General features: G+C 49.0%; 27 protein-coding genes. 24 read left to right on the forward strand and 3 right to left on the reverse strand.

All coding sequences use genetic code 11. The features are described from left to right. Window positions 1-29: 29 nt before the first annotated feature. The 10 genes from lgt (at window position 30) to ACLTOH_RS00650 (ending at window position 10,016) form a co-directional block, all read left to right on the forward strand. Entirely contained in the window at window positions 30-905 is an 876-nt protein-coding gene (gene lgt, locus ACLTOH_RS00605; protein WP_118668725.1) for a prolipoprotein diacylglyceryl transferase, read from the forward strand. Between the two features lie 299 nt (window positions 906-1,204). Continuing rightward, window positions 1,205-1,636, forward strand: a complete 432-nt coding sequence (gene mraZ / locus ACLTOH_RS00610; protein ID WP_178047695.1) for a division/cell wall cluster transcriptional repressor MraZ — start codon at window positions 1,205-1,207, stop codon at window positions 1,634-1,636. A 35-nt stretch (window positions 1,637-1,671) separates the two neighbouring features. Next, window positions 1,672-2,601, forward strand: a complete 930-nt coding sequence (gene rsmH / locus ACLTOH_RS00615; protein WP_117464807.1) for a 16S rRNA (cytosine(1402)-N(4))-methyltransferase RsmH — start codon at window positions 1,672-1,674, stop codon at window positions 2,599-2,601. Between the two features lie 33 nt (window positions 2,602-2,634). Then, window positions 2,635-3,090 carry a cell division protein FtsL gene (locus ACLTOH_RS00620; RefSeq protein WP_117464753.1) on the forward strand — a complete coding sequence of 152 codons (456 nt, stop codon included), beginning with the start codon at window positions 2,635-2,637 and terminating at the stop codon, window positions 3,088-3,090. Between the two features lie 18 nt (window positions 3,091-3,108). Then, complete coding sequence (locus tag ACLTOH_RS00625) at window positions 3,109-5,370, forward strand: penicillin-binding protein 2 (protein ID WP_337536575.1); 2,262 nt, start codon at window positions 3,109-3,111, stop codon at window positions 5,368-5,370. Window positions 5,371-5,442: 72 nt separating this feature from the next. Continuing rightward, window positions 5,443-7,242: a peptidoglycan D,D-transpeptidase FtsI family protein gene (locus tag ACLTOH_RS00630; protein WP_412223089.1), complete on the forward strand. Its 1,800-nt coding sequence runs from the start codon at window positions 5,443-5,445 to the stop codon at window positions 7,240-7,242. 124 nt (window positions 7,243-7,366) lie between these two features. After that, window positions 7,367-8,275 carry a sigma-E processing peptidase SpoIIGA gene (locus ACLTOH_RS00635; RefSeq protein ID WP_412223091.1) on the forward strand — a complete coding sequence of 303 codons (909 nt, stop codon included), beginning with the start codon at window positions 7,367-7,369 and terminating at the stop codon, window positions 8,273-8,275. Further along, entirely contained in the window at window positions 8,235-8,972 is a 738-nt protein-coding gene (gene sigE, locus ACLTOH_RS00640) for an RNA polymerase sporulation sigma factor SigE (protein WP_337417477.1), read from the forward strand. The genes ACLTOH_RS00635 and sigE overlap by 41 nt, the downstream gene beginning before the upstream one ends. Window positions 8,973-9,119: 147 nt before the next feature. After that, window positions 9,120-9,428, forward strand: coding sequence for a hypothetical protein (locus tag ACLTOH_RS00645; RefSeq protein WP_412223093.1), 309 nt, complete (start codon window positions 9,120-9,122; stop codon window positions 9,426-9,428). Between the two features lie 39 nt (window positions 9,429-9,467). Next, complete coding sequence (locus tag ACLTOH_RS00650; protein WP_412223094.1) at window positions 9,468-10,016, forward strand: VanZ family protein; 549 nt, start codon at window positions 9,468-9,470, stop codon at window positions 10,014-10,016. Here the strand turns inward: ACLTOH_RS00650 and sigG are convergent. After that, entirely contained in the window at window positions 10,006-10,785 is a 780-nt protein-coding gene (sigG, locus tag ACLTOH_RS00655; protein ID WP_118502548.1) for an RNA polymerase sporulation sigma factor SigG, read from the reverse strand. The two genes, ACLTOH_RS00650 and sigG, sit on opposite strands and share 11 nt — an antisense overlap. Before the next feature lie 162 nt (window positions 10,786-10,947). Here sigG and ACLTOH_RS00660 point away from each other — a divergent pair, with 162 nt between their 5' ends. Together ACLTOH_RS00660 and nrdR are read left to right on the forward strand one after the other, a co-directional pair. Continuing rightward, window positions 10,948-11,181, forward strand: coding sequence for a YlmC/YmxH family sporulation protein (locus ACLTOH_RS00660; RefSeq protein WP_118546063.1), 234 nt, complete (start codon window positions 10,948-10,950; stop codon window positions 11,179-11,181). Between the two features lie 53 nt (window positions 11,182-11,234). After that, window positions 11,235-11,699, forward strand: coding sequence for a transcriptional regulator NrdR (nrdR, locus tag ACLTOH_RS00665; RefSeq protein ID WP_022313475.1), 465 nt, complete (start codon window positions 11,235-11,237; stop codon window positions 11,697-11,699). 89 nt (window positions 11,700-11,788) lie between these two features. Here nrdR and ACLTOH_RS00670 read toward each other — a convergent pair whose 3' ends face one another. Next, on the reverse strand, window positions 11,789-13,129 hold the full coding sequence (locus ACLTOH_RS00670; RefSeq protein WP_412223096.1) for an oligosaccharide flippase family protein: 1,341 nt from the start codon (window positions 13,127-13,129) through the stop codon (window positions 11,789-11,791). A 136-nt stretch (window positions 13,130-13,265) separates the two neighbouring features. Between ACLTOH_RS00670 and nifS the strand changes: the two genes are divergently transcribed. The 7 genes from nifS to ACLTOH_RS00705 all read left to right on the forward strand — a co-directional run bounded on the left by nifS (window position 13,266) and on the right by ACLTOH_RS00705 (window position 19,480). Continuing rightward, on the forward strand, window positions 13,266-14,444 hold the full coding sequence (nifS, locus tag ACLTOH_RS00675; RefSeq protein ID WP_022313477.1) for a cysteine desulfurase NifS: 1,179 nt from the start codon (window positions 13,266-13,268) through the stop codon (window positions 14,442-14,444). 26 nt (window positions 14,445-14,470) lie between these two features. After that, window positions 14,471-14,908, forward strand: a complete 438-nt coding sequence (nifU, locus tag ACLTOH_RS00680) for a Fe-S cluster assembly scaffold protein NifU (protein ID WP_022154150.1) — start codon at window positions 14,471-14,473, stop codon at window positions 14,906-14,908. A gap of 5 nt (window positions 14,909-14,913) precedes the next feature. Further along, a complete protein-coding gene (mnmA, locus tag ACLTOH_RS00685) occupies window positions 14,914-15,993 on the forward strand; it encodes a tRNA 2-thiouridine(34) synthase MnmA (protein WP_022313478.1) in 1,080 nt (359 codons plus the stop codon). Window positions 15,994-16,169: 176 nt separating this feature from the next. After that, a complete protein-coding gene (locus ACLTOH_RS00690) occupies window positions 16,170-16,709 on the forward strand; it encodes a hypothetical protein (RefSeq protein WP_022313479.1) in 540 nt (179 codons plus the stop codon). Window positions 16,710-17,083: 374 nt separating this feature from the next. Beyond that, window positions 17,084-18,664 carry a cardiolipin synthase gene (gene cls / locus ACLTOH_RS00695; protein ID WP_412223127.1) on the forward strand — a complete coding sequence of 527 codons (1,581 nt, stop codon included), beginning with the start codon at window positions 17,084-17,086 and terminating at the stop codon, window positions 18,662-18,664. 31 nt (window positions 18,665-18,695) lie between these two features. Then, window positions 18,696-19,112 carry a DUF523 domain-containing protein gene (locus tag ACLTOH_RS00700; protein ID WP_412223098.1) on the forward strand — a complete coding sequence of 139 codons (417 nt, stop codon included), beginning with the start codon at window positions 18,696-18,698 and terminating at the stop codon, window positions 19,110-19,112. Continuing rightward, a complete protein-coding gene (locus ACLTOH_RS00705) occupies window positions 19,112-19,480 on the forward strand; it encodes a DUF3783 domain-containing protein (protein WP_022154145.1) in 369 nt (122 codons plus the stop codon). Before ACLTOH_RS00700 ends, ACLTOH_RS00705 begins: the two co-directional genes overlap by 1 nt. Before the next feature lie 13 nt (window positions 19,481-19,493). Here the strand turns inward: ACLTOH_RS00705 and ACLTOH_RS00710 are convergent, their stop codons facing one another. Next, entirely contained in the window at window positions 19,494-20,315 is an 822-nt protein-coding gene (locus ACLTOH_RS00710; RefSeq protein WP_412223100.1) for a histidinol-phosphatase HisJ family protein, read from the reverse strand. A 236-nt stretch (window positions 20,316-20,551) separates the two neighbouring features. On the opposite strand from ACLTOH_RS00710, the gene gap reads away from it, so the two are divergent. The 5 genes from gap (at window position 20,552) to ACLTOH_RS00735 (ending at window position 26,048) form a co-directional block, all read left to right on the forward strand. After that, entirely contained in the window at window positions 20,552-21,565 is a 1,014-nt protein-coding gene (gene gap, locus ACLTOH_RS00715; RefSeq protein ID WP_022154143.1) for a type I glyceraldehyde-3-phosphate dehydrogenase, read from the forward strand. Between the two features lie 93 nt (window positions 21,566-21,658). Further along, entirely contained in the window at window positions 21,659-22,882 is a 1,224-nt protein-coding gene (locus ACLTOH_RS00720) for a phosphoglycerate kinase (RefSeq protein ID WP_337770101.1), read from the forward strand. A 103-nt stretch (window positions 22,883-22,985) separates the two neighbouring features. After that, window positions 22,986-23,735 carry a triose-phosphate isomerase gene (tpiA, locus tag ACLTOH_RS00725; protein ID WP_022154141.1) on the forward strand — a complete coding sequence of 250 codons (750 nt, stop codon included), beginning with the start codon at window positions 22,986-22,988 and terminating at the stop codon, window positions 23,733-23,735. Window positions 23,736-24,065: 330 nt separating this feature from the next. Continuing rightward, a complete protein-coding gene (locus ACLTOH_RS00730) occupies window positions 24,066-25,367 on the forward strand; it encodes an amidohydrolase family protein (protein WP_412223102.1) in 1,302 nt (433 codons plus the stop codon). 144 nt (window positions 25,368-25,511) lie between these two features. Continuing rightward, on the forward strand, window positions 25,512-26,048 hold the full coding sequence (locus tag ACLTOH_RS00735) for a DUF3877 family protein (RefSeq protein ID WP_412223103.1): 537 nt from the start codon (window positions 25,512-25,514) through the stop codon (window positions 26,046-26,048). The last annotated feature ends 18 nt before the right edge of the window (window positions 26,049-26,066 follow it).

The following is a 26,066-nucleotide window of genomic DNA, read 5'->3' on the forward strand; positions in this document are numbered from 1 at the left end:
GGATAGTACCAAGAAAGGAAATAAATATTATGATGAATGCAGGAGATATTGCATTTCCCCATTTAGGCATTTACCTGGAGAATGTTCCCAGAAGCTTTTCCGTATTCGGTTTCGAAATCGCCTTTTACGGCCTGATCATCGGAATCGGGGTACTGGCAGGCATTCTGATGGCGGTGCATCAGGCAAAGGTGACAGGAGAAAATCCGGATACGATCTGGGATTTCGCCATTTATGCCGTGATCTTTTCCGTGATCGGAGCCAGAATCTATTACGTGGTCTTTGCCTGGGACTATTACAAGGACAATCTGTTAAGCATCTTCAATACCCGTAACGGCGGTATGGCGATCTACGGCGGTGTGATCGGAGCATTCCTGACACTGCTCATTTATTGCAGGATCAAGAAGATCAACCCGTTCCGGCTGGGAGATCTGTGTGTGCCGGGGTTGATCCTGGGACAGATCATCGGCCGCTGGGGTAACTTTATGAACCGTGAAGTATTCGGGGAATATACGGACAGTTTTCTGGCCATGCGGCTTCCTATCGAAGCTGTGCGCAGCCGGGATATTTCTGAGAATGTAGCAGCTCACATTATCGATGGGACCAATTACATTCAGGTACATCCCACTTTCCTCTACGAGAGCCTGTGGAATCTGATGATCCTGATCCTTATGCTGGTGTACCGCAAGCACAAAAAGTTCGAGGGTGAGATCTGTCTGCTGTACTTCGGAGGCTATGGTCTTGGCAGATTCTGGATCGAAGGTATCCGGACAGATACCCTGTTTATCCCCGGAACGACCCTCGCCGTATCACAGGTATTATCCTTGTGCATGGTGATCTTCGCAGTGGTGACGGACGTTGTGGTACGTATCCGCCTGGAAAAACAGCCGAAAGTGGAAAAATATTAAAAATTTTTAAAAATTTATTAAGAATATCGAAACAGGAGCAAATACATAGATATTGTGTTTGCTCTTATTTTTATACCAGATATTGTAGTAAAAAGCGCCTTTGCCGTATGACAAGGCGCTTTTTTGCGTGGTGCTGTCGAAAAAAGCCACTTGATTTCTCTTGTAAAATACCCTATTTTAGTATAAAATCATAATAAAAGTGGGAGAAAGTGGAGGTAAGTGCCACAAAGTGGTAGATTTTTAGAAAAATGACCTCCTTTTCGTGGCAGTCCCATTTTGGATGAATGGTGGTGAGTGCGATGTTTATGAGCGAGTACAACCATACGTTAGATACGAAAGGCAGGTTGATCATTCCGGCGAAATTCCGAGAAGTCTTAGGAGAGGAATTTGTGATTTCCAAGGGAATGGATGGCTGCTTATTTGTGTATGCCAACGATGACTGGAATGCTTTTGAACAGAAGCTGACCTCATTACCTCTGATCAATAAAGAAGCAAGACAATTTGCCCGTTTCTTCCTGGCCGGTGCAGCTACGGTAGAAGTGGACAAGCAGGGAAGAATCCTGTTGCCGGCACACTTGCGAGAATTCGCTGGACTGGAAAAGGACGTGGTACTGGTCGGCGTCGGCAGCCGTGTGGAGATCTGGAGCAAGGATAAGTGGGAGAACATGAACTCCGATGCCGATATGGATGAGATCACCAGTGCCATGGAAGGACTGGGACTGACCATTTAACGGGTGAAAAACGTGACCGAGAAAGGATGACCGTCGTGGAATTCAATCATTATTCTGTGATGTTGCATGAGACCATTGAACAACTGAATATTAACCCGGACGGCATCTATGTGGACGGAACTTTAGGTGGAGGAGGACATGCCTACGAAGTATGCAGCCGCCTGAAAAACGGACATTTCTACGGCATTGATCAGGATGATGCAGCAATCGCGGCAGCATCCGCAAGATTGCAGCCGTTTGGAGATAAAGTGACCGTGATCCGCAACAATTATGTGAATGCAGTGGAGGCCCTCAGAGAATATGGTGTCACCGGCGTGGACGGGATCGTGCTGGATCTGGGAGTATCTTCCTATCAGCTGGATACCGAAGACCGAGGATTTTCCTATCGGTTTGATGCCCCTCTTGACATGCGGATGGATCGCAGGCAGACCCTGACAGCGAGAGATATCGTCAACAATTATTCCGAGATGGAACTGTATCACATCATCCGGGATTACGGTGAAGATCCTTTTGCCAAGAATATAGCGAAACACATTGTGAAAAACAGGGCAGACAAGCCCATTGAGACCACCTTTGAATTAAATGAGATCATCAAAGCCGCAGTCCCGGCAAAGATGCGACAGAACGGACATCCTTCGAAGCAGACTTTCCAGGCAATCCGTATCGAATGTAATCAGGAACTGGAAGTACTGAAAAAGGCGCTGGACGAGCTGATCGATCTGTTGAATCCCGGCGGAAGGTTCTGCATTATTACCTTCCATTCCCTGGAGGACCGGATCGTGAAGAACGCATTCCGCAGGAATGAGAATCCCTGCACCTGTCCGCCGGAATTTCCGGTGTGCGTATGCGGTAAGGTCTCCAAGGGAAAGGTGATCACCAGAAAACCCATTCTTCCCAGTGTGGAAGAACTGGAAGTAAACAGCAGATCCAAGAGTGCAAAGCTCAGGGTATTTGAGAAAAAATAAAAGACTTTAGTAGTGAAAGTGGGGAGAAAGAGTATGGCACAGAGAAGAAGAGTAAGCAATACTCCTTACATATATGATAATACAGCAAGAGACTTACAGATCCGCAGGCAGATGGAGGAGCCCCGGAGACAGATGTCTCATGAGACGAGAAAAAACAGAGAAAAAGCAAGACATATGAGCATCGGCTACGTCACCTTTCTGATGGGAGCATTGATTGCCTGTGCCTTCTGTCTGGTAAATTATATCCAGATGCAGTCGGAGTTGACCACCAAGATCACTGAGGTGTCCAGAATGGAGAGTGAACTGAACTCTCTGAAGCTGTCAAACGATGAAGAGTACAGCCGGATTACCAGCAATATCAATCTGGAAGAAGTCAAGAGAATTGCCATCGGCGAACTTGGAATGACCTATGCTGCCGAAGGACAGGTAATCACCTACGCAAACAGCAGCAACGACTATATGCGTCAGGCGGATACCAGCCAGAACTAAGTCTGGGAGGCAGAAAGCGTGAAGGAACAGAAGCCTAAGAAATTTTCCATAAAGATGCAGAAAAAACTTTTATGCCTGTATGCCCTGATCATACTGGCATTTATTCTGCTGTCTGTCCGTCTGTCCTGGATTGTGAAAGCGGATGGAGCAACCTACGAAAAACAGGTTTTGTCACAGCAGAAATACGACTCCGTGACATTGCCGTTCCGCCGTGGAGACATCGTGGATACCAAGGGAACAAAACTGGCAGTCAGCGAGAAGGTATATAATCTGGTCATTGATTCCTATGTAATGTTAAGCCGTGAGACTTATCTGGAACCGACGATGGAGGCGCTGTCCGCAAATTTCCCGGATCTGGATATGACGGCAGTGAGACAGTATGTGATCAGTCATCCGGATTCTTCCTGGTATGTCCCTCTCAGAAGGCTGACCTATGATCAGATCAGCGGTTTTCAGGCGGCAGCACTGGAGGACAGCAAGATCAAGGGCGTCTGGTTCCAGGAAGAATACAAGAGAGTCTATCCCAATGGTTCCCTGGCGGCGGACGTGATCGGATTCTCCAGATCGGACAACGAAGGACAGTACGGACTGGAAGAGTATTACAATGATGTGCTGAACGGAACCACCGGAAGAGAGTATGGATATCTGAATGATGATGCCAACCTGGAGCGGACCATCAAACCGGCCGTGGACGGCAATACGATACACAGTACCATTGATGCCAATATCCAGGGTATTGTGGAGAAATATCTGAAGCAGTTTAACGAGGAACATAAGGATGCGGTACATCCCGGTAACGGTGCGGAAAATGTGGGCTGCATCATTATGGAGGTTAATACCGGTAATATTCTGGCCATGGCAAGTTATCCGACCTATGACCTGAACGATACCAGGAATACGGACGCCCTTTTGGGATCCCGTAAGATCGAGATGGTGACCAATGCCAACGGTTATGATGTTCTGACCAAGACAGATACCTATTTTACGCAGGAAGACATTGCTGCCTTAACGGATGACGAATTGCTGGACAACCTGAATTACCTGTGGAAGAATTATTGTATCTCCACTACTTACGAGCCGGGTTCCACAGCAAAACCGTTTACTGTGGCGGCAGCACTGGAGAGCGGTGCTATCACCGGCAACGAGCACTATCAGTGTAACGGATCTCTGGAAGTCGGCGGACATACGATCAAGTGTCACAGCTACCGTTCCGGCGGTGAAGGAGATGTATCCGTACAGGATTCCATTGCCTGGTCCTGCAACGTGGCGCTGATGAAGATTGCAGCTACTTTGGGAAAAGAAGAGTTTGCCAAATTTCAGCAAACCTTTAACTTTGGATTAAAGACTAACGTGGATCTGGCAGGAGAAGCGAGAACGGCAAGCCTCCTGTTCCCGGTGGATCAGATGGGCAGTGCCGATCTGGCTACCAACAGTTTCGGACAGAACTTTAATGTAACAATGATCCAGATGATCACGGGATTCTGTTCCCTGATCAACGGCGGTTACTATTATGAGCCTCATATGGTGGATAAGATCACCAATTCCAGTGGAGCTACGGTACAAAACATTGAGCCCAGAGTGTTACGGCAGACCATTTCTGAGAGTACCTCGGCGAAGATCAGACAGTACTGCCGGGCTACCGTAATGGAAGAGGGTGGTGACCGCAGAACCGGTAGAACCGCAAGACCTGCAGGTTATGCCATCGGTGGCAAGACCGGTACCGCAGAGACCATTCCCCGTAAAAACGGTGAGTATGTCGTATCCTTTATGGGATATGCACCGGCGGATGATCCCCAGATTGCTATCTATGTGGTCGTAGATCGTGCCAATGCATCACCGCAGGATGATGCGAAGTTCGCAACCGGTATTGTACGAAATGTTCTGACGGAAGTATTGCCGTACCTGAATATTTTCATGACGGAGGAGCTGTCTGAGAAGGAGATCCAGGAGCTGGCAGAAAAACAGATCGAGATCACCAATCAGTATACCCAGAAGCCCGAGGACGGTGAAGATCAGAATAACGGTGACGGAACCGGTGATGGACAGACCGGAGACGATCAGACGGGCAGTGGAGATGGAACCGGCGACGCTCAGGGCGGTGATAATACAACGCCTTCCGAGGATTGGAGAAATTATCCGGTGGATCCGGCCACCGGTTATCTGGTAAGCCCGATTGACGGTGGACTGATCGATCCTGTTACGGGAGCGGATGTCGGCGGCGATGATTCCCTGGGGGACAGCCCGGTCAACAATAATCTGCTGAACCAGCAGAATGAATAGTAAGGTAATCTGACGAATAGCCTCACAGCAAGAGCAATAAAATGTAAAAAGCTCTTGTTGTGAGGTTTTTTTATGGCAGATCATCAGAATCGTTTCTTTCATCGGAAGAAGATCATGACCATATTTTTCGTATGTGCGGCAGTGCTCTGCGGACTGTTGGGAAGACTATTGTATCTGATGGTATGGCGGGCGGAATATTATGAGGAAGCGGCCACAAGGCTGCACGAAAGAGAGCGCAGCATCAAGGCGGCGAGAGGACGGATTCTGGATCGCAACGGGGTCGTGCTGGCGGACAACAAGATGGTCTGTACGGTATCGGTGATCCACAATCAGATCGAGGAGCCGGAGCAGGTGATCGCCATACTGGTGAAGGAACTGGGAATCTCCGAGGAAGAGGCCAGAAAGCGGGTGGAGAAATATTCCTCCATCGAGCGGGTGAAAAGCAACGTGGATAAGACCGTGGGAGACCGGATCCGGGAATATGATCTGGCCGGGGTAAAAGTGGACGAAGATTACAAGAGATATTATCCTTACGGGGATCTGGCCAGCAAGGTGCTGGGTTTTACCGGAGGAGACAATCAGGGAATCATCGGACTGGAAGTGGTATATGAAGAGATCCTGCAGGGGGATCCGGGAATGATCCTGACGATCACGGACGCCAAGGGGATCGAGGTGGATACGGCAGGGGAGCGTCGGGTGGAACCGGTGCCGGGCATGGATCTTCGTATCAGCATCGACCGGAACATCCAGGAGTATGCTACACAGCTGGCGGCGCAGGCCTGTGCCACCAAGGAGGCGGACAGTGTTTATATAGTGGCTATGAATCCGCAGAACGGCGAGATCCTGGCTATGGTGAATTATCCGGAGTTTGATTTGAATGACCCTTATACCTTACCGGAGCTGACGGAAGTGAAGGAGGACGGCAGCATTGTGGCGGTGGACCCGGCCACACTGACGGCGGAACAGAAACAGGAAAAGCTGAATGCCATGTGGCGAAACGGCTGTATCAACGACACCTACGAACCGGGATCCACCTTCAAGATCATCACGGCCGCTGCGGGACTGGAGGCGGGAGTGGTGACCCCGGAAAGCACCTTTTCCTGCCCCGGATTTATCATCGTGGATGACCGTAAGATCCGCTGCCACAAGATTGCCGGACATGGCGGCCAGACTTTTGTACAGTGCATGGAGAACAGTTGTAACCCGGCATTGATTTCCGTAGGCCTGCGGCTCGGTGTGGACAATTACTACCATTATTTTGAACAGTTCGGCCTAAAACAGCGCACCGGCATCGACCTGCCGGGAGAAGCTGGGACTATCATGCATAAAAAAGAGGATATGGGAAATGTGGAGCTGGCTACCGTGGCTTTCGGGCAGTCTTTCCAGATCACAGCAATCCAGCTGCTGACCACGGCGTCCTCCATTATCAACGGCGGCAACCGGATCACCCCGCATTTCGGCATCGAGGCGTTGGATCGGGACGGGGAGGTGGAAGAGACCTTTTCCTATCCGGTGCAGACGGGGATCGTCTCGGAGGAGACTTCGGCCACCATGCGCTACATTCTGGAAATGGTAGTGGCGGAAGGCTCCGGCAGAAACGGTCAGGTACAGGGCTTCCGCGTCGGCGGCAAGACTGCAACCAGCCAGACCCTGCCCAGAGGAAGCGGACGTTACATATCTTCCTTTATCGGCTTCGCTCCGGCGGATGATCCCCAGGTCATCGCCATTGCTATTATCAATAATCCCCAGGGCATCTACTACGGGGGGCAGGTGGCAGCACCGATCATAAGGCAGCTGTACGAAAATATTCTGCCCTATCTGGGACTGGAGAAGACCGAAGAGCCGGAGGAGACAGCGGAGTCCGGGGAGTGATGGCGGTCGCAGACTTCCCCAGGGACGATGTCGAAAACGATGGAAAGAAAAAGGTTCCGGCGGATGAAAATTTGACAAAATCCGCTGATGCCACCCTTTATAATGTTTCTGAAGGAGGGGTGCGATGCATTATGAACTCTACTTAGACAGTCTGTTCCTCCTCAATTTCGGGATGAATCTGCTGCTGCTTTGCCTGGTGGATCACAGCATGGGCCACACTGCCACGTGGTACCGGCTGCTTGCGGGAGCCGTGGTCGGAGCGGCCTGGTATCTGTTTCCTTTTTTATGGAAAGGAACAGCCGCCGGGAAGCTGTTGCTTTGTTTTCTGCCGGGGACAATACTTATGCTGTATGTGACATTTCACATTCGCAGCCTTGGGACGTTGTGGAACTATTTCCGAAAACTGATGCTGTCCACCTTCCTGATCGGAGGCATTCTGGCGGCACTGCTTCGGGGATTCCCAATGGGAAGAAATTATCTGCCTGGGATCGGTATGACCCTGGGAGTCGGAGCATTCTCCGGCTGGATACTTGTGCGGGGGCGCAAAAAGGAAGCGGAACAAGCCTGCTATTGTGAGGTTGTGTTACAGGGAGCGGAGGGACCGTTGCGCATTCATGCATTGGTAGACTCCGGCAATACCCTGACCGAACCTATCAGCGGAGCACCGGTATCGGTGCTGGACGCACGGATATTTTATCGGCTGTGGCCGGAGGGACTGTCTGGATTCCGGGTGATTCCTTATCACAGTGTAGGGAAAAAGAGCGGGATCCTTAAGGGATATCCGGTGCCGCAGATGACGCTCATACAGCAGGGTGTGGAACGAGAATACAGAAATGTATACCTGGCAGTGAGTGAGGAGATCGCGGGAGAAGAGATCCCGATGCTGTTACCTCCTGCGCTGTTGCAGGAGACGAACAAAGCACGAAGGAAGAAGGAAAAAATAAAAGAGCCGGACGATCCGGCAAGGCACAATGTGGCAGATAGGAGTAAATATGGTCTTAAAGATAGCAATACCGGGAAAAATGCAGTTTAAAATGATGCGCAGGGAGCCTTATCTGCTGCACCGGAAAGGAGATGTCCACTATATCGGTGGCGCGGAGGTACTGCCGCCGCCCCTGCCCAGTGAGCAGGAGAATCAGGTGATCGGTGATCTGGGGACGGAATACGAGGATGAGGCGAAAGCCATCCTGATCGAACATAACCTGCGTCTGGTGGTCTACATAGCCAAAAAATTCGATAACACCGGTGTAGGGGTGGAGGATCTGATCTCCATTGGCACCATCGGACTGATCAAGTCTATCAACACCTTCAATCCGGAGAAGAATATCAAGCTGGCAACCTATGCTTCCCGGTGCATTGAAAATGAGATACTGATGTATCTGCGCCGGAATAACAAGACGAAAATGGAAGTCTCGATTGACGAGCCGTTGAATGTAGACTGGGACGGCAACGAGCTGCTGTTGTCGGATATTCTGGGGACGGATGAGGATGTGATCTATCGCGGTATAGAGAATGAGGTGGAGCGGAAGCTTCTCATGAATGCCGTGAGCAAGCTGTCCAAGCGGGAGAAGACCATCATCAGACTTCGGTTCGGACTGGGGACAGTGGACGGACAGGAGATGACCCAGAAGGAAGTGGCCAATCTGTTGGGTATCTCACAATCCTATATTTCAAGACTGGAGAAAAAGATCATGCGGCAGCTGAAAAAGGAGATCAGCCTGCATATTTGACTTTGCATTCGGGACGGATACATGATACTATATAACATGTGCAGAATTGTGGGAGCTGCGTGGCAACAGAGCAGTTCGTGAACCATATAATACAGACAGGATAGTTTTCAGGTAACGGAATCGGAAGTAACCAAAAAGGACAAATACATGATACAGCGTGATGATATATTATCAATGGAATATTTAAAAAAGACGGAATTCACCGGATGCCACCAGGGGATGCGTTACCGTCTGGAGCAGACTGAGGACCCGGAGGGCGGCAAAAAGCTTCTCGTGACGGTCTGGCCGGAGCCCTTTAATTATTTTAAGACACCGGAGGAGAAGAAGCAGAGAGCCCTTTTTTCCTTTGACGAGGACGGTGTGGTGGACGCGGTTGGCTGGATGAACGACAGATTATTTGAGAATAAAAAGCTATGGGACGAGGCGCCTTCCCGCTGGGACACTTACCAGATGTAAAACGGGAATTTTAAGAGACAGATATAGGATGAAGAAAGAATGATTTGGAAATATATAATAAGGGATCTGAACGGTGCCATACAATATCTGCCCTATGGTGTGATGGCCGGTGCCGTCATGGGACTGATCCTGAATGCAATGAATGCCAGGAGGGAGCGGAAGGGAAAAGAAGCCTTTCCGATGGCAGGTCTCATGGTGTTTTCTTTGTACCTTATGATCATACTGGTGATTACTTTTTTCTCCAGAGAGGATGGCAGCCGGAACCGTGCCATGGATCTGGAGCTTTTCTCCACCTGGGGGATCAATACGAGAAATAACGCCTTCGTGGTGGAAAACGTGCTGCTTTTCATCCCGTATGGCTTTGCATGCCCCTGGGCATTTCCCTGGCTGAGGGGATTTTTCAGGAACATCTTTGCGGCTTTTGTGACCAGCCTGGGAGTGGAGACTTTCCAGCTCATTACCGGCAGAGGTTATTTTCAGATCGATGATATCCTGACCAATGTGCTGGGAGGAGTCATCGGATACTGGATGTTTTGGCTGGTGTATCATACGTTACAGAGAATACGAGGATCAAGGTCTATGCGGTAAGATAGCCCCGCATAGCTTTCAATGCATTTTTTTCCAGACGGGAGACCTGGGCCTGGGAGATGCCGATCATATCGGCCACCTCGGTCTGGGTCTTTCCTTCGAAAAAGCGCAGGGAGATGATATGGCGTTCTCTGTCGTTCAGACGTTTCATGGCCTCACTGAGGGAGAGATGTTCCACCCACGTCTCTTCCTTATTTTTTTTGTCACTGATCTGGTCCATGACGTAGAGGGTGTCACCACCGTCGGTGTAGACCGGTTCGTAGAGGCTCATGGGATTCTGCATGGCATCCAGGGCATAGACGATGTCCTCCTTGGAGATACCTACTTCTGCGGCAATCTCTTCCATGGTGGGCTCCTTCAGATTTTTCCTGGTCAGGGTATCGCGGGCGTAGATTGCCTTGTAGGCGGTGTCCTTCAGAGACCGTGAAACACGGATACTATTGTTATCCCGTAAAAATCTGCGTATCTCACCGATAATCATTGGAACCGCGTAGGTGGAAAATTTTACACCCAGCGTGGAATCAAAATTGTCGATGGCCTTGATCAGACCGATACAGCCGATCTGGAACAGATCGTCCACATTTTCCGCACTGCCGGAAAAGCGTTTGATCACGCTCAGGACCAGACGCAGGTTGCCTTCGATGTAGGTCTCTCTGGCGGCGGTATCTCCCTCCCGGATCTTTGCGAAGAGAGCTTCCTTGTCCGCTGCCTTTAGCAAAGGCAGTTTTGCTGTATTGACACCGCAGATTTCTACTTTTCCCTGTACCATAGAGACCTCCCAAGTTTTCTGAATCGTTGCTGATTTTTGATAACTACAGTATTCACAGGAGAGTCAGTGACTATACCGGCAAGAAAGATTTTCCAGTTTTTCCCGAACGGGAAGCGGAGAGGTATCATATAATAAATAGAAAGAAAACGGGAGGAGCAGAGTATGCTTTTTTCCGAGTTAAAATGCAAAGATGTGATCAATGTCAGAGACTGTAAAAAGCTGGGGCATGTATGTGATCTGGAGTTCGATGAGTGCAGCGGATGTATCTGTAAGATCATGGTGCCGGGTGGAAACCAGTGGCTGGGATTCCTGCGCTGTGAGCCGAATATCGTCATCCCGTATAAGGACATCAGACAGATTGGACCGGACATAATTTTAGTTGACATTAACTGCTGAATCTTCTATAATCTTAACATAAATAACACGTGGTTTTTATAAGGAGGATGCCTATGAAATGTCCGTTCTGTAGCCATGAAAATACCAGAGTCATCGATTCGAGACCGGCGGAAGATAACAACTCCATTCGCCGCCGTCGTGTATGTGATGAATGCGGTAAGCGATTCACCACTTACGAGAAGATCGAGACGATTCCGCTGATCATTATTAAAAAGGATAATAACAGAGAGGCCTATGACCGTGCCAAGATCGAGGCAGGGGTGCTCAGAGCCTGTCATAAACGTCCGGTCAGCGCACAGCAGATCACGACTTTGGTGGATGAGGTGGAGAACGAGATTTTCAACAGGGAAGAACGGGAGATCCCCAGCGGCACCATCGGTGAGCTTGTGATGAATAAGTTAAAGGATCTGGATGCGGTTGCTTATGTGAGATTTGCGTCCGTGTACCGGGAGTTCAAGGACGTGAATACCTTCATGGATGAGCTGAAGAGTGTTCTCAACGATAAGAATCACAATTAAAATCAGAACAGGACTTCTGTATTTACGGAATAGCACACCTCCGTCTGCCCGGCATAAGTTGGACAGGGAGGTATTTTTATGCGATAAATTCAGAAAACTGTGTTTTGGCGGAAGAAACGGTACAGACAGAAAAAATAGATTCCGGCAAGTACCAGCTGGCTGACCAGAATCCCCCACAGATATCCCTGCATACCGATCACGGGAATGGCAAAAAATACGAACAGGAGCCGGATCAGAAGACAGACCACGTTGGAGACAAAGATCCGCCCCGCCATTCCCAACCCCTGCAAAATGCTAGAGAGCGTGGTATCCAGATACAAAAAAGGACAGATGAATCCCAGCGTCACGATGAAATGCCCGGCCAGTTCACTGTGGAACAATTCGGTTCCCATCCAATCCCCCAGAAAAAGAAAACCGCACAGACAAAGAAAGCCCATGAGACTGCAGTATTTTACGGTACGCAGAGTGTCGTTCCATACGGCTTCCCGGTCACCTTTTGCATGATTTTCGGAGATGGTGGGGAGGAGAAGGACTGCCACGGAACCGGTGAGAGCATTGGGAAAAAAGATCATGGGCATGGCCATACCGGTGAGTACGCCGTATACACTTAAGGCTGTGGTGGTATCATAACCGTAGAGCAGAAGCTTCTGGGGAATGGAGACAGCTTCGATGCTCTGCAAAATATTCAGAACGATACGATTGGCGGTCAGGGGCAGTGCCATGCCCAACAGATCCCGGTAGACCGCGGAAGAAGGACAGATATTTTGCAGGGAAAGAACAGAGGCATCCGGATACAGGTGTATGTACAGGCAGATCAGAGCGATCAGCATGGACAGAAGCTCGCCGACGGTCAGACCTAAGACGGCCGCATTGATGGAGGGGGTGCGCCCCTCAGACAGATCGGCTCCGGTGACGAGAAAGACACAGCCGACTCTGGCCAGCTGCTCCAGAAGCTGCGTGAGGGCAGGAACGGAAGCTTTCTTTTTTCCATAGAAATAGCCGTTGATGCAGGCATGCAGCGCGGCAAAAGGAATAGAGAAGGACAGAATCCGCAGCATGGATATGGTACGGGCTTCTTTTAACAGGAAGGTTCCTATGGGTTCTGCGGCGAGAAACAGGACAGCATTGACTCCAAGGGACAGAGGGAGCGTGATGCTTGCCCCGGTCAGCAGCGTTTTCAGGTCATCGGAACGCCGCCCCGCAGTATTGGCGGCAACGAATTTGGAGATGGCGGTCTGGTAGCCGGCAGCTGTCAGGGAAAAGGAGAGAGACAGTGCGGGACTGAGCAGCTGATAGATCCCCATTCCTTCTTCTCCGAAGAGCCTGGACAGGTAGATCCGGTAGAAAAAACCGATGATGCGGGTGATAAGACCGGTGATCGTCAGAATCAGAGTACCGAAGATCAGAGGATGACGTTTGGCATGCTTCATAGCTTTTCGTTGGATCCTTTGCAGATAAAAGATCTTGCAAAAGTATATTCCATCCACCTTGTTGACAGAACTGCGCGGTGAATGCTATCATGAATAACAGTGAAATAAGCATGAAAATATGCGGAAATGAGGCAGTATGATATATTTAGATAATGCAGCAACTACCAAAACGGCACCGGAGGTCGTGGATGCGATGCTTCCGTACTTCAGTGAATACTACGGCAATGCCAGCACCATCTACAGTCTGGGTGCCGAGAGCAAGAAGGCCATGGATCATGCCCGCCAGACCATCGCAGACAGTCTGGGTGCGAAGCCGGAAGAGATCTATTTTACTGCCGGCGGTTCTGAGTCCGACAACTGGGCATTAAAAGCCACCGCAGAAGCCTATGCTTCCAAGGGAAAACATATCATTACCACGAAGATCGAGCATCATGCCATTCTTCATACCTGTGAGTATCTGGAGAAGCGAGGCTTTGAGATCACTTATCTGAATGTGGACAGAGACGGACTGATCAGTCTGGACGAGTTGAAGGCAGCCATTCGCCCTGACACGATTCTGATCAGTGTAATGTTTGCAAATAACGAGATCGGTACCATCGAACCCATTGCCGAGATCGGTGAGATCGCGAAGGAGCACGGTGTATTGTTCCATACCGATGCGGTACAGGCGTATGCACAGGTTCCCATCAATGTGGATGAAATGCACATCGACATGCTCAGTGCCAGCGGCCACAAATTAAACGGGCCCAAGGGTATCGGCTTCTTATATATCCGCAAGGGTGTGAAGATCCGTTCCTTTGTACACGGCGGAGCACAGGAGAGAAGCCGCAGAGCCGGTACAGAGAACATTCCTGGTATCGTGGGACTGGGTGCTGCTGTAGAGCGCGCTATGCGTATTATGGATACCAAGACTCGCAAGGAGATCGAACTGCGGGATTATCTGATCGGACGTCTGGAGAACGAGATCCCTCACTGCTGGCTGAACGGTCACCGCACGAAGAGACTTCCGAACAATATCAACTTCTCCTTCCTGTTCATCGAAGGAGAATCCATGTTGATCATGCTGGATATGAAGGGTATTTGCGCTTCCAGCGGTTCTGCATGTACTTCCGGATCTCTGGATCCTTCCCATGTACTGCTGGCTATCGGCTTAAAGCATGAGGAAGCACACGGCTCCTTGCGTCTGACCTTATCTGAGGAAAGCACGAAGGAAGAGATGGACATCGTGGCGGAAGAAGTGAAGAAAATTGTACAGAGACTGCGGGATATGTCTCCTTTATATGAAGATTTCCTGAAAAGCCAGAAGAACAACTAAGTGAGAAAGAAGAGGATAACAGATACATGTACAGTGAAAAAGTAATGGACCACTTTCAGAACCCCAGAAATGTAGGGGAGATCGAGGATGCCAGCGGCGTAGGTACCGTGGGCAATGCAAAGTGCGGAGATATTATGAGAATGTTCCTGGACATTGACGAGAACGGGATCATCCGGGAAGCAAAGTTCAAGACCTTCGGCTGCGGCGCTGCCGTAGCTACCAGCTCCATGGCTACCGAACTGGTAAAGGGTAAGACCATTCAGGAAGCATTACAGGTAACGAACAAGGCTGTAATGGAGGCTCTGGACGGACTGCCGCCCGTAAAGGTACACTGCTCACTGCTTGCAGAGGAAGCGATTCATGCAGCACTGTGGGATTATGCAGAGAAGAACCATATCACCATCGAAGGACTGCAGAAGCCCAAGAATGACATCAGTGAGGGCGAAGAAGAGGAAGATTATTAAGATCTATGAAGAAAAAAGTAGTAGTAGGCATGTCCGGGGGAGTAGATTCCTCCGTGGCAGCCATGTTATTGAAGGAACAGGGCTATGACGTGATCGGCGTCACTATGCAGATCTGGCAGGACGAAGAGGAAGCAGCCAAGGAAGCCAACGGCGGCTGCTGCGGACTGTCGGCGGTGGATGATGCCAGAAGAGTAGCACAGAGACTGGAGATTCCTTATTATGTCATGAACTTTAAGAAGGAATTCAAATGCCATGTCATGGACTATTTTGTGGCAGAGTATTTAAGAGGCCATACCCCCAATCCCTGTATTGCCTGCAACCGTTATGTGAAGTGGGAATCCCTGCTGCAGAGAAGCCTGGAGATCGGGGCGGATTATATTGCCACGGGACATTATGCGAGGATTGACAGGCTGCCGAATGGCCGTTTTGCCATCCGTAATTCCGTTACCGCAGCCAAGGATCAGACCTATGCGTTGTACAATCTGACCCAGGAGCAGCTGGCACATACCCTGATGCCGGTGGGTGAATATACCAAGGATGAAATCCGCGTCCTGGCAGAGGAGGCGGGACTTCCGGTGGCGCATAAGCCGGACAGTCAGGAGATCTGTTTCGTGCCGGACAATGATTATGCTTCCTTTATTGACAGAGAAGCCGGCGAAAAGGTGCCGGGACCGGGCAATTTTGTCACGGAGGACGGCAGGATCTTAGGCCGGCATAAGGGCATTACCCATTATACACTGGGACAGCGCAGAGGACTGGAACTTCCTATGGGGGAAAGAGTGTTTGTCACCGCCATCCGTCCCGAGACCAATGAAGTCGTCATCGGTTCCAATCAGGAACTCTTTACGGATAAAGTGCTGTGCGATCATGTGAATTATATGACAGTGGAAGATCTGACAGAGCCCACCAGAGTATTGGCGAAGATCCGTTACAACCATAAGGGAGAATACGGAACTCTGACAAAACAGCCGGACGGTAAAGTGCTCTGTACCTTTGACGCACCGGTACGTGCCGCAACACCGGGGCAGGCCATGGTATTTTATCAGGATGAGCATGTACTGGGCGGCGGAACCATTATTCTGTAGGAAAGCGCTCAAAGAGGAGGTCTCTGTGTCCTACGGATACAAAGATTTGTATAGCGGAAAAGATCGGGATCACTATTGTTACAATAGTGGTCCTGCATTTTTATCACGGCGTATGACAACAGTGGCACCGACGTGCATATAATAGTAGAAAGCTTTTAACAACAGCAGGAGTGTTTATGGATTATCGTTTTTCATTTCAGAGACCTATGAGAAGAAGCAGTTTCGGCTCCATGAAGGGAACCATTGTGGATCTGGTACCGGCAGGACAGGGTGGCCGCAGAGCCGATGGATGCCTTTTGTTCGCTACAATCGAGGATACGGACGGCAACACGGTGAACTTTTTCATCAACCCGGATACGTATGTGGTGGATTTCACTACACTGTCGGTTGGAATGATGGCAACCTTCTGGTATCGCAACGATGCGCCCATGCCCCTGATCTATCCGCCTCAGTATACGGCAGTGGTAGTGGCTGAAGAGAGAAGCGACCGGAATGTGGATGTGAGCTACTACAGCAATTCCCTGGTCAATGAGGAGCAGACATTGCAGCTGAATCTGGATGGCACAGTGGATGTGCGTACCGTGAACAACCAGTATTTCCAGGCGAGTCCCGCGAACCATAATCTGGTGGTCATCTATTCCTCTTCCACGAGAAGCATTCCTGCCCAGACCACGCCGTCTACAGTGGTGGTACTGTGTGACAGAAACTGTGGTTAGGCAGACAAAAGAGGACAGTTGTAGTCCATTGACCTATTGAGATTTTTGCAAAAATGTTATACCATAAAATAATCCCCTATAGAATGATGTCGGGGGCAAAAGTCCCCGACTTTGATGCCTACGGATTGTTCCGTGCTGCGCACTCCCACAATCCGCCCCAATATTCGCATATCGTGGGATTATCATCCCACTTTATGCTCATATCGGGGCGGGTCCCAAGGTCTTTCGCCCACATATGAGCAAGCTCATGTGTGCTTAGACCTTTTGACCCTGGCACCATAGAATATACCCATGGCTGTCTGTGCGCAGTGCAGGCAGCCTGTAAGGGGGAGATTACTTATGATCTGGCAGAACGAAAGAGAAAAGAGGACATTATGGGTAAGAAAAAGCAGATGCGTTCTGAAGTAAAAGGGAATGTGAAAAACAGTATAGGAAGAATTGCGTTTGCAGCATTGGCTGTGCTCTTACAGATCGGCTGGATACTGGTATTAATGATCAAACTGTATCAGTATTCTTCAGTGATCTCTCTGCTGACCAGCCTGTTTGCGCTGGCGGTGGCACTCAGGATTTATGGGAAACATACCAATGCCGCATTTAAGATGCCCTGGATCATCGTAATATTGGCATTTCCTGTGTTCGGTCTGTGTATTTACGGATTGTTCGGACATAAAGAGGCTATGCATAAAATCATCCGGAAATTTGAGGATGTGGATGCACAACTGATTCCTCTGAATGTGCAGGATGAGACCATATTGCAGCAGCTGGAGCAGGAAGATCCTCTGCTGGCAAATCAATGCCATTATATCTGGAAGTATGGTAATTATCCGGTGTATGACACGACAGCTGTGAAATTCTATCCGGAAGCTTATCTGGGATACGAGGAACAGCTTAAGGAGCTGGAGAAGGCAAAGCACTTTATATTCCTGGAATATCATGCCATAGAGGAGGCAGAGGCTTTTGCACGGCTGAAGGATGTATTGGCAAGAAAGGCTGCCGAGGGCGTGGAAGTCCGTATTCTGTACGACGATGTGGGCTGTATCGGCTTTTTGGATAAAAGCTTTATAGACCGCATGAATGCCATCGGTGTACAGTGCCGGGTATTTAACTATGTAGTGCCCTTTTTAAATATTTTCATGAATAACCGCGACCATCGTAAGATCATGGTCATCGACGGAAAAGTAGGATTCACCGGTGGATATAACCTGGCGGACGAGTATTTCAATATCACGCATCCTTACGGTTACTGGAAGGATACTGGAGTGAAGCTGACCGGCAGAGCGGTACAGAACTTTACCATGATGTTCTTGGAAATGTGGAATGTTATGGGACAGGCGGACACGGATTATGAAAAGTATCTGAAGGCGTCGCAGGAAGGTGTGGAAGACGGAAATGTGCAGAAGGCGTCCGGCTATGTACAGCCCTATGCGGATTCTCCTCTGGACGGAGAGCCGGTGGGAGAGAATGTCTACCTGAACCTGATCAAGACAGCGAAAAAACGCCTCTATGTGGCAACTCCTTATCTGATCATCAGTGATGAGATGACGAGAGAGCTGGGACTGGCGGCAAAACGTGGCGTGGATGTACGGGTATTTACCCCCGGTATTCCGGATAAAAAAGTAATCTACGGTGTGACCAGATCCTATTATTCCGGACTGGTGCGCCAGGGTGTGCGGGTTTATGAATATACCCCGGGTTTCCTGCATGCGAAGCAGATGCTCTGCGATGAGGATACGGCGACCGTCGGTACCATCAATATGGATTACCGGAGCCTGTATCATCATTTTGAAAACGGTGTGTGGATGCACGGCTGTGATGCCATCCGGGATATTGAGGCGGATTTTGATAAGCTGATACAGGATAGTGAGGAAGTCACCGATAAATACCGGGATGGAAGGAAAAATATGGCAGTGAGAGGCTGGCAGTGTATCATGCGGCTGATCGCGCCGTTGCTGTAACAGACATCATAACGGAAAGCTGGAGATTACGATGAAAATACTGGTCAGTGCTTGTCTGCTGGGCGAAAACTGTAAATATAACGGGAAAAATAATTACAGCGAGTGTGTGGCAAAATATCTGGAAGGGCATGAGGTGATCCCGGTATGTCCTGAGGTGCTGGGAGGACTTCCGACCCCGAGGGATCCGTCGGAGATCGTGAGCGGCGAGGTCATAAACTGTAAAGGCATAAATGTGGACAGGCAGTTTCGGGAAGGCGCAGAGGAGGCTCTGCGGATCGCCAAAGAGAATGGCATCGATCTGGCAATCTTACAGTCACGAAGCCCCAGCTGCGGCGTAAAGCAGATTTATGATGGAAACTTTACCGGTAAACTCATCCCCGGACAGGGAGTATTTGCACAATTGCTGGAAAAGAACGGCTTCCGGGTGATGGACTGTGAGGAAATATAATGGCAAAAATATTATTGTTTGGCGTGAGTACACAAAAAGACCGGGCTGTGCGTGTGGCAGCGGAGAAAATAGGTGTGGATGTGACGGCGGTGAACCGCAGGGACTATGGACAGAAGATCGGAACACTGGCGGAAATCAGCGGTTTTCATAAGAATGGAAAAATATATAACGGTCCTGATTTTGCAATGGAAATGCTGGTGTTTTCCGGAATGGATTCGCAACAGGTGGATGCATTCCTGGCAGAATATAAGGCAACCGGCTTACCACCGGTTGCCCTGAAGGCGATTGTGACACCGTATAATGTCTCATGGACAGCGGATGCGTTGCTTCGCGAGCTGATGAAGGAACACATTCAGCTTGGAGGATAGGGAATAAAGAAAATTACAGCTTGTGATATTCCGGGCTGCGCTTTTCGTAGATTGTGTAATATTTGAAACCGCACAGCTGCAGGATCTCGGAGGCAAGATCCAGATAGGATCCCACATCCTGAGGTTTGTGGGCATCGGTTCCTACGGTGATGATCTCACCGCCCAGCTCATGATAGCGGCGCAGAACATCGGTACAGGGATGAGGCTGTCTGAGACCGTAGCGGAAGCTTCCGGTGTTCAGTTCCAGACCTTTTCCCTGCTGCACTAAAAGCTCCAGGATCGGATCAATGGCATCCTTATATTTGTCATAGGAATAGTTCTTGTCCTTGGTGGGAGCCACACGGACGATATAGTCCAGATGTCCCAATACATCATAATCGTCATGGCATTTCAGATTCTCCAGTGTCTCTGCAAAATAAGCCCGGATGGCTTCTTCCTCGGAGGAGAATTTCTCGAAATATTCCGGATAATAGGGATCCATTCCTTTGCAGAGATGAGTGGAGCCGATGACGAAATCAAAATCATAGGCGGAAATAAAATCTTCGTTGCGGTCAGTCAGATGAGGCTGCAATCCCAGCTCCACGCCGAAGAGGATCCGCATTTTCCCTTCATATTTCGCGCGGCAGCGGAGCACGTCGTACAGATAGGAATCCGTATTTAGTAAAAAGATCGTTCCCGGTCCTTCCTCGGTGCGGGGATAATCAAAATCGTTATGCTCGGTAAAACACATGGTCTCCAGTCCCAGAGCGAGACCTTTATCGATCATCTCCGGCATGGGAGCCTGGGAATCTCCCGAAAAAGAAGAGTGAAGATGACAATCTGCTTTGATAGACATATTTTTCATCCTTTCTGGTTATCATAATACGAACCTATTATAGCAAAAATGAAGGGAAAAACCATAGCATTTCTAAACAAACTGTAAAATTTACCACAAAATCACAAATATTTTTCATTTACATCTTGAATTATAATCAGGAATTAGGTAAAATGTCTTTGCTGATAAAATTTTGACAATCTGTGAATAACGGAAAGCCAAAAGATATAAAATTAAAATTTTAGGAGGAAACTAAAATGGCAGTAAGAGTAGCAATTAATGGTTTTGGCCGTATTGGTCGTCTTGCATTCAGACAGATGTTCGATGCAGAAGGATATGAAGTAGTAGCAATCAACGATTTAACCAGCCCTAAGATGCTGGCACATCTGTTGAAGTATGATTCTTCTCAGGGTGTTTACAAGTATGCAAGCACCGTTGAGGCTGGCGAGGACAGCATCACCGTTAACGGCAAGACCATCACCATCTACAAAGAGGCTGACGCAAGCAAGCTTCCTTGGGGTGAATTAAAGGTTGATGTAGTTCTGGAGTGTACCGGATTCTACACCTCTAAGGAGAAGGCTTCCGCACATATCACTGCCGGTGCTCGTAAAGTTGTTATTTCTGCTCCCGCAGGTAACGACCTTCCTACCATCGTATACAATGTTAACCACAAGACCCTGAAGCCCGAAGATACCGTTATCTCCGCAGCTTCCTGCACCACCAACTGCTTAGCACCTATGGCTAAGGCTCTGAACGATTGCAGACCTATCATGAGCGGTATCATGACCACTGTTCACGCTTATACCGGTGACCAGATGATCCTTGACGGACCTCAGAGAAAGGGCGATCTGAGAAGAAGCCGTGCAGGCGCTTGCAACATCGTTCCCAACTCTACCGGTGCAGCTAAGGCAATCGGCCTGGTAATTCCCGAACTGAACGGCAAGCTGATCGGCTCCGCTCAGCGTGTTCCGACCCCTACCGGTTCTACCACCATTCTGGTAGCAGTAGTTAAGGGCGCTGTAACCAAGGAAGAGATCAACGCAGCAATGAAGGCTGCTTCTACCGAGTCCTTCGGTTACAACACCGATGAGATCGTATCTTCCGATATCGTAGGCAGCACCTACGGTTCCATCTTCGATGCAACTCAGACCATGGTTGCTCCTATGGAAGATGGCAATACTCAGGTACAGGTTGTATCCTGGTATGATAACGAGAACAGCTACACCTCTCAGATGGTTCGTACCATCAAGTACTTCAGCGAGTTAGCATAAGCCGACAGGCGTTAACGCGTAAAGACCTATCAGGGTCCGGTCTTACAAGGACCGGGCCCTTTTTAGATACTAAAATAATTGGAGGTTAATACCATGGGATTAAATAAGAAATCTGTAGATGACATTAACGCAAAGGGAAAGAGAGTCCTGGTAAGATGCGACTTTAACGTTCCCTTAAAGAATGGTGAGATCACTGACGATACCCGTATCGTTGCAGCTCTGCCTACCATCAAGAAGCTGATAGGCGATGGCGGTAAGGTAATTCTTTGCTCTCATCTGGGTAAGGTAAAGAATGGCCCCAACGAAGGCGAATCTCTGGCACCTGTTGCCAAGAGACTGTCCGAGAAGCTGGGCAAAGAGGTTACTTTCGTAGCTGACTACAATGTAACCGGCGAAGCAGCTACCAAGGCTGTTGAGAACATGAAGGAAGGCGACGTTGTTCTGCTTCAGAATACCCGTTTCCGTGGCGCAGAAGAGACCAAGAACGGTGAGGAATTCAGCAAAGAACTGGCTGACCTGGCTGATCTGTATGTATGTGATGCATTCGGCTCTTCTCACAGAGCACATGCTTCCGTAGCAGGTGTTACCAAGTTCATCACCGCTAAGGGTGGTCAGAACGTAGTAGGTTACCTGATGGAGAAGGAGATCAACTTCTTAGGTAAGGCTGTAGAAGATCCCGTAAGACCTTTCGTAGCTATTCTGGGCGGTGCAAAGGTTGCAGACAAGCTGAATGTTATCTCCAACCTGTTAGAGAAGTGCGATACCCTGATCATCGGTGGTGGTATGGCTTACACCTTCTTAAAGGCTCAGGGCTATGAGATCGGTAAGTCTCTGGTAGATGATACCAAGATCGACTACTGTAAGGAAATGATGGAAAAGGCTGAGAAGCTGGGCAAGAAGCTGTTACTGCCTGTTGATTCCGTAACCATCGCTGATTTCCCTAACCCGATCGATGCTCCTGTTGAGGTTCAGGTATATGATGTTACCAACATGCCCGCAGACAGAGAGGGATGCGATATCGGACCCAAGACCGCAGCTCTGTATGCTGAGGCTGTTAAGACTGCTAAGACCGTTGTATGGAACGGACCTATGGGCGTATTCGAGAATCCTACCCTGGCAGCAGGTACCATCGCTGTAGCTAAGGCTCTGGCTGAGACCGATGCAACTACCATTATCGGTGGTGGTGACTCTGCAGCAGCTGTTAACCAGCTTGGTTTCGCTGACAAGATGAGCCATATTTCTACCGGTGGCGGTGCTTCCCTGGAGTTCCTGGAAGGCAAAGAGCTTCCCGGCGTGGCAGCAGCAGACGACAAATAAATAGAAATAATAAAGCTTTCCCACGGAATGTATTCGAACCTGCCTGCAGGCACAGATGCATCCTGTGGGAAACACAATATAAGAAAAGAAGAGGTGTATGATTATGGCAAGAAAGAAGATCATTGCCGGCAACTGGAAGATGAATATGACTCCCAGCCAGGCAGTAGAGCTGATCAATACATTAAAGCCCCTCGTAGCAAATGATGAAGTAGACGTACTTCTGTGCGTTCCCGCAATCGACATCATTCCCGCTATGGAGGCAGCAAAGGGTTCCAATATCATGATTGGTGCGGAGAATATGTATTTCGAGGAGAAGGGTGCTTTCACCGGCGAGATTTCTCCCGCAATGCTGGATGATGCAGGCGTGAAGTATGTGATCATCGGACACTCCGAGAGAAGAGAGTACTTTGCAGAGACCGACGAGACCGTGAATAAGAAGGTTCTCAAGGCTTTCGAGCATGGCATTACTCCCATCATCTGCTGTGGTGAGACTCTGACGCAGAGAGAGCAGGGTGTTACCATCGACTTCATCCGTCAGCAGATCAAGATCGCATTCCTGAACGTAACTGCTGCACAGGCAGCAACTGCTGTCATCGCATACGAGCCTATCTGGGCTATCGGTACTGGCAAGGTAGCTACTACCGAGCAGGCACAGGAAGTATGTAAGGCAATCCGTGAGTGCATCGCTGAGATCTATGATGATGCAACCGCAGCAGCTATCCGTATCCAGTACGGCGGATCCGTATCTGCTTCCAGCGCTCCCGAGCTGTTTGCACAGGCAGACATCGACGGTGGTCTGGTAGGCGGCGCTTCCCTCAAGGCTGACTTTGGGCAGATCGTAAACTATAAGTAATAGAACAATTGCACAAAAAATAAGGGCTCAAAACCCTTGCAAAAAGAGGATTCTTTGTTGAAAGCCAACAATGGAATCCTCTTTTGTTATGTTATATAATTTAATAAGTATCACCTTTTTCTATCACTAAACTATCATCAGGAATGATGGGTTATGTCATTTTCTTACGTAGATTATGACAGATAGATTAAAATGAATGTGGTTGGTCGGGTGTTTATAAGGTATAATTTTATATTATAGCATGACTCGCTTTTGGCTATGGAATAAGGCTATGATTTCTGTTTTAGGTTTTTGAAGGTCTGAGACACATGGAAAGTCAGGAAACACTATATGAAATATGTATTTACCAATGGAAAAATATTAAACGGTACAAAAGACATGCAGGTACAGGAGGGGCAGGTTATTCTGGTGGAAAATGAGAGGATTACAGAGATCCTGCCTGCGGAGGAAGCCGGGAAAAGGAATCTGACAGCATCCGGATATGAAGAAATCGACTTACAGGGAAAATATATCCTGCCGGGGCTGATCAACATGCATGTCCATCTGGCAGGCAACGGAAAGCCCCAGAAGAAACAGCGTGACAATGAAGCACTGGTCAAAAAGATCATGAGCAATGGCCTGACAAAGGCTATCGCCTACAATATGGTCTGCGGTTTTGCAAAAGACGAACTGTACAGCGGTGTGACTACGATCCGTACTGTGGGTGGACTGGGAGATTTTGACACCAGACTGCGGGACGACATTGCCGCTGGTAAAAAGCCCGGCCCCAGAATTCTGGCTGCCAATGAAGGAATCTCTGTGCCCGGCGGACATATGGCAGGCTCTGTAGCTATCGCCGCAGACAGCGTGGAAGAAGCGCTGCAGCACTTAGAGACTTCGAAGGCACAAAAGGTGGATCTGGTGAAACTTATGATCACCGGCGGCGTGCTGGATGCGAAGGAAAAGGGTGTGCCCGGCGAACTGAAGATGGCCCCTGAAATGGTAAAGGCAGTCTGTGACAAGGCCCACACCATGGGGTATATGGTGGCAGCCCACGTGGAATCTCCGGAGGGGGTAAAGGCAGCTCTGAAAAACGGGGTGGATTCCATTGAACATGGTGCAAAAGCAGATGAAGAAATGATTTCACTTTTCAAGGAACATAATGCATTTTTGTGTACCACATTGTCTCCAGCACTTCCTTATGCATTGTTTGACCGATCCATTACCAATGCCTCTGAAGTGGAGCAGTTTAATGGCAATGTTGTATTTGAAGGTATTATCGACTGTGCGAAGGCAGCCATTGCCAATGATATTCCGGTGGTGCTGGGCAATGATGTGGGATGCCCCTGGATCACCCAGTACGATTTCTGGCGGGAGCTGTACTATTTCCACAAGTATGTGGGAGTATCCAACGCTTTTGCACTGTATACCGCAACCTGCCGCGGCGCCGAGATGGCGGGTATCGGAGATATCACCGGTACACTGGAACCCGGCAAATGCGCGGATATGATCGTGGTGGAGAAGAATCCGTTAGAAGATCTACTGGTGCTTCGAAATGTGGATATGGTCATCGTACAGGGAAAAGTGATCCGTGCTCCCAAGGTGAAGAAAAAGCAGATCGTAGAGACGGAGCTGGACAAATTTCTGAATTAGAATGGAACGGCAATGTCTGTTTCCGTAGAATAGAATTGTATTCTGATGCGTGAATATTGTATAATAAAAACTATGCAGGACAGGAAAACTCCGCTGCATAGTTTTTATTTTTGACAGATTATGGGAAATTATAGGAAAAAGAAAATGACATTTGAAAAATTAGAAAAAAACCTCATGGATGTGGTTCTGGAGGAGCAGGCAAAATTAGGCTTCCGCAGAGAGAAGATCCGCCTGTATTATCCGTTATCTACACTGAATCACTTGCTGGGTACACAGGATACGGCGGAACAGATGGAAGTTACACTGGCCGGACAGCCGGAGAGCATGACAATAAAGCTTGGAAAACTGGCTGTGAGCCGTAAGGAAGATCGTTTCTGCCTCTGTATTCCAGAGGAAGGCAGTGCTTATGTCCATGAGCATTTTGCAGAGAAGGGATTCATCTATGAACTGATCCGCCTGATCGGGCAGCATGACTGTAAGATGGAGGATATCCGACAGTTATTTTTGCGGTACAGTGAGAATATTTATGTGGAAGAGATGCGGGGCGAGGACTTTGATGTCATGATCCGTTTCCCGGAGGAAATGGGAGATCCCTACTGTTATTGTTTTCGGGAGGAAGGGTGCCATGTGATCTATCACCGATTCCTGCTGGAGGATTACGCAGACCTGATGAAAGCATGAGACAATCATGGTAAACGA

This window comes from Waltera sp. (assembly GCF_046969025.1).
GTDB classification, from domain to species: Bacteria; Bacillota; Clostridia; order Lachnospirales; family Lachnospiraceae; genus Acetatifactor; species Acetatifactor acetigignens.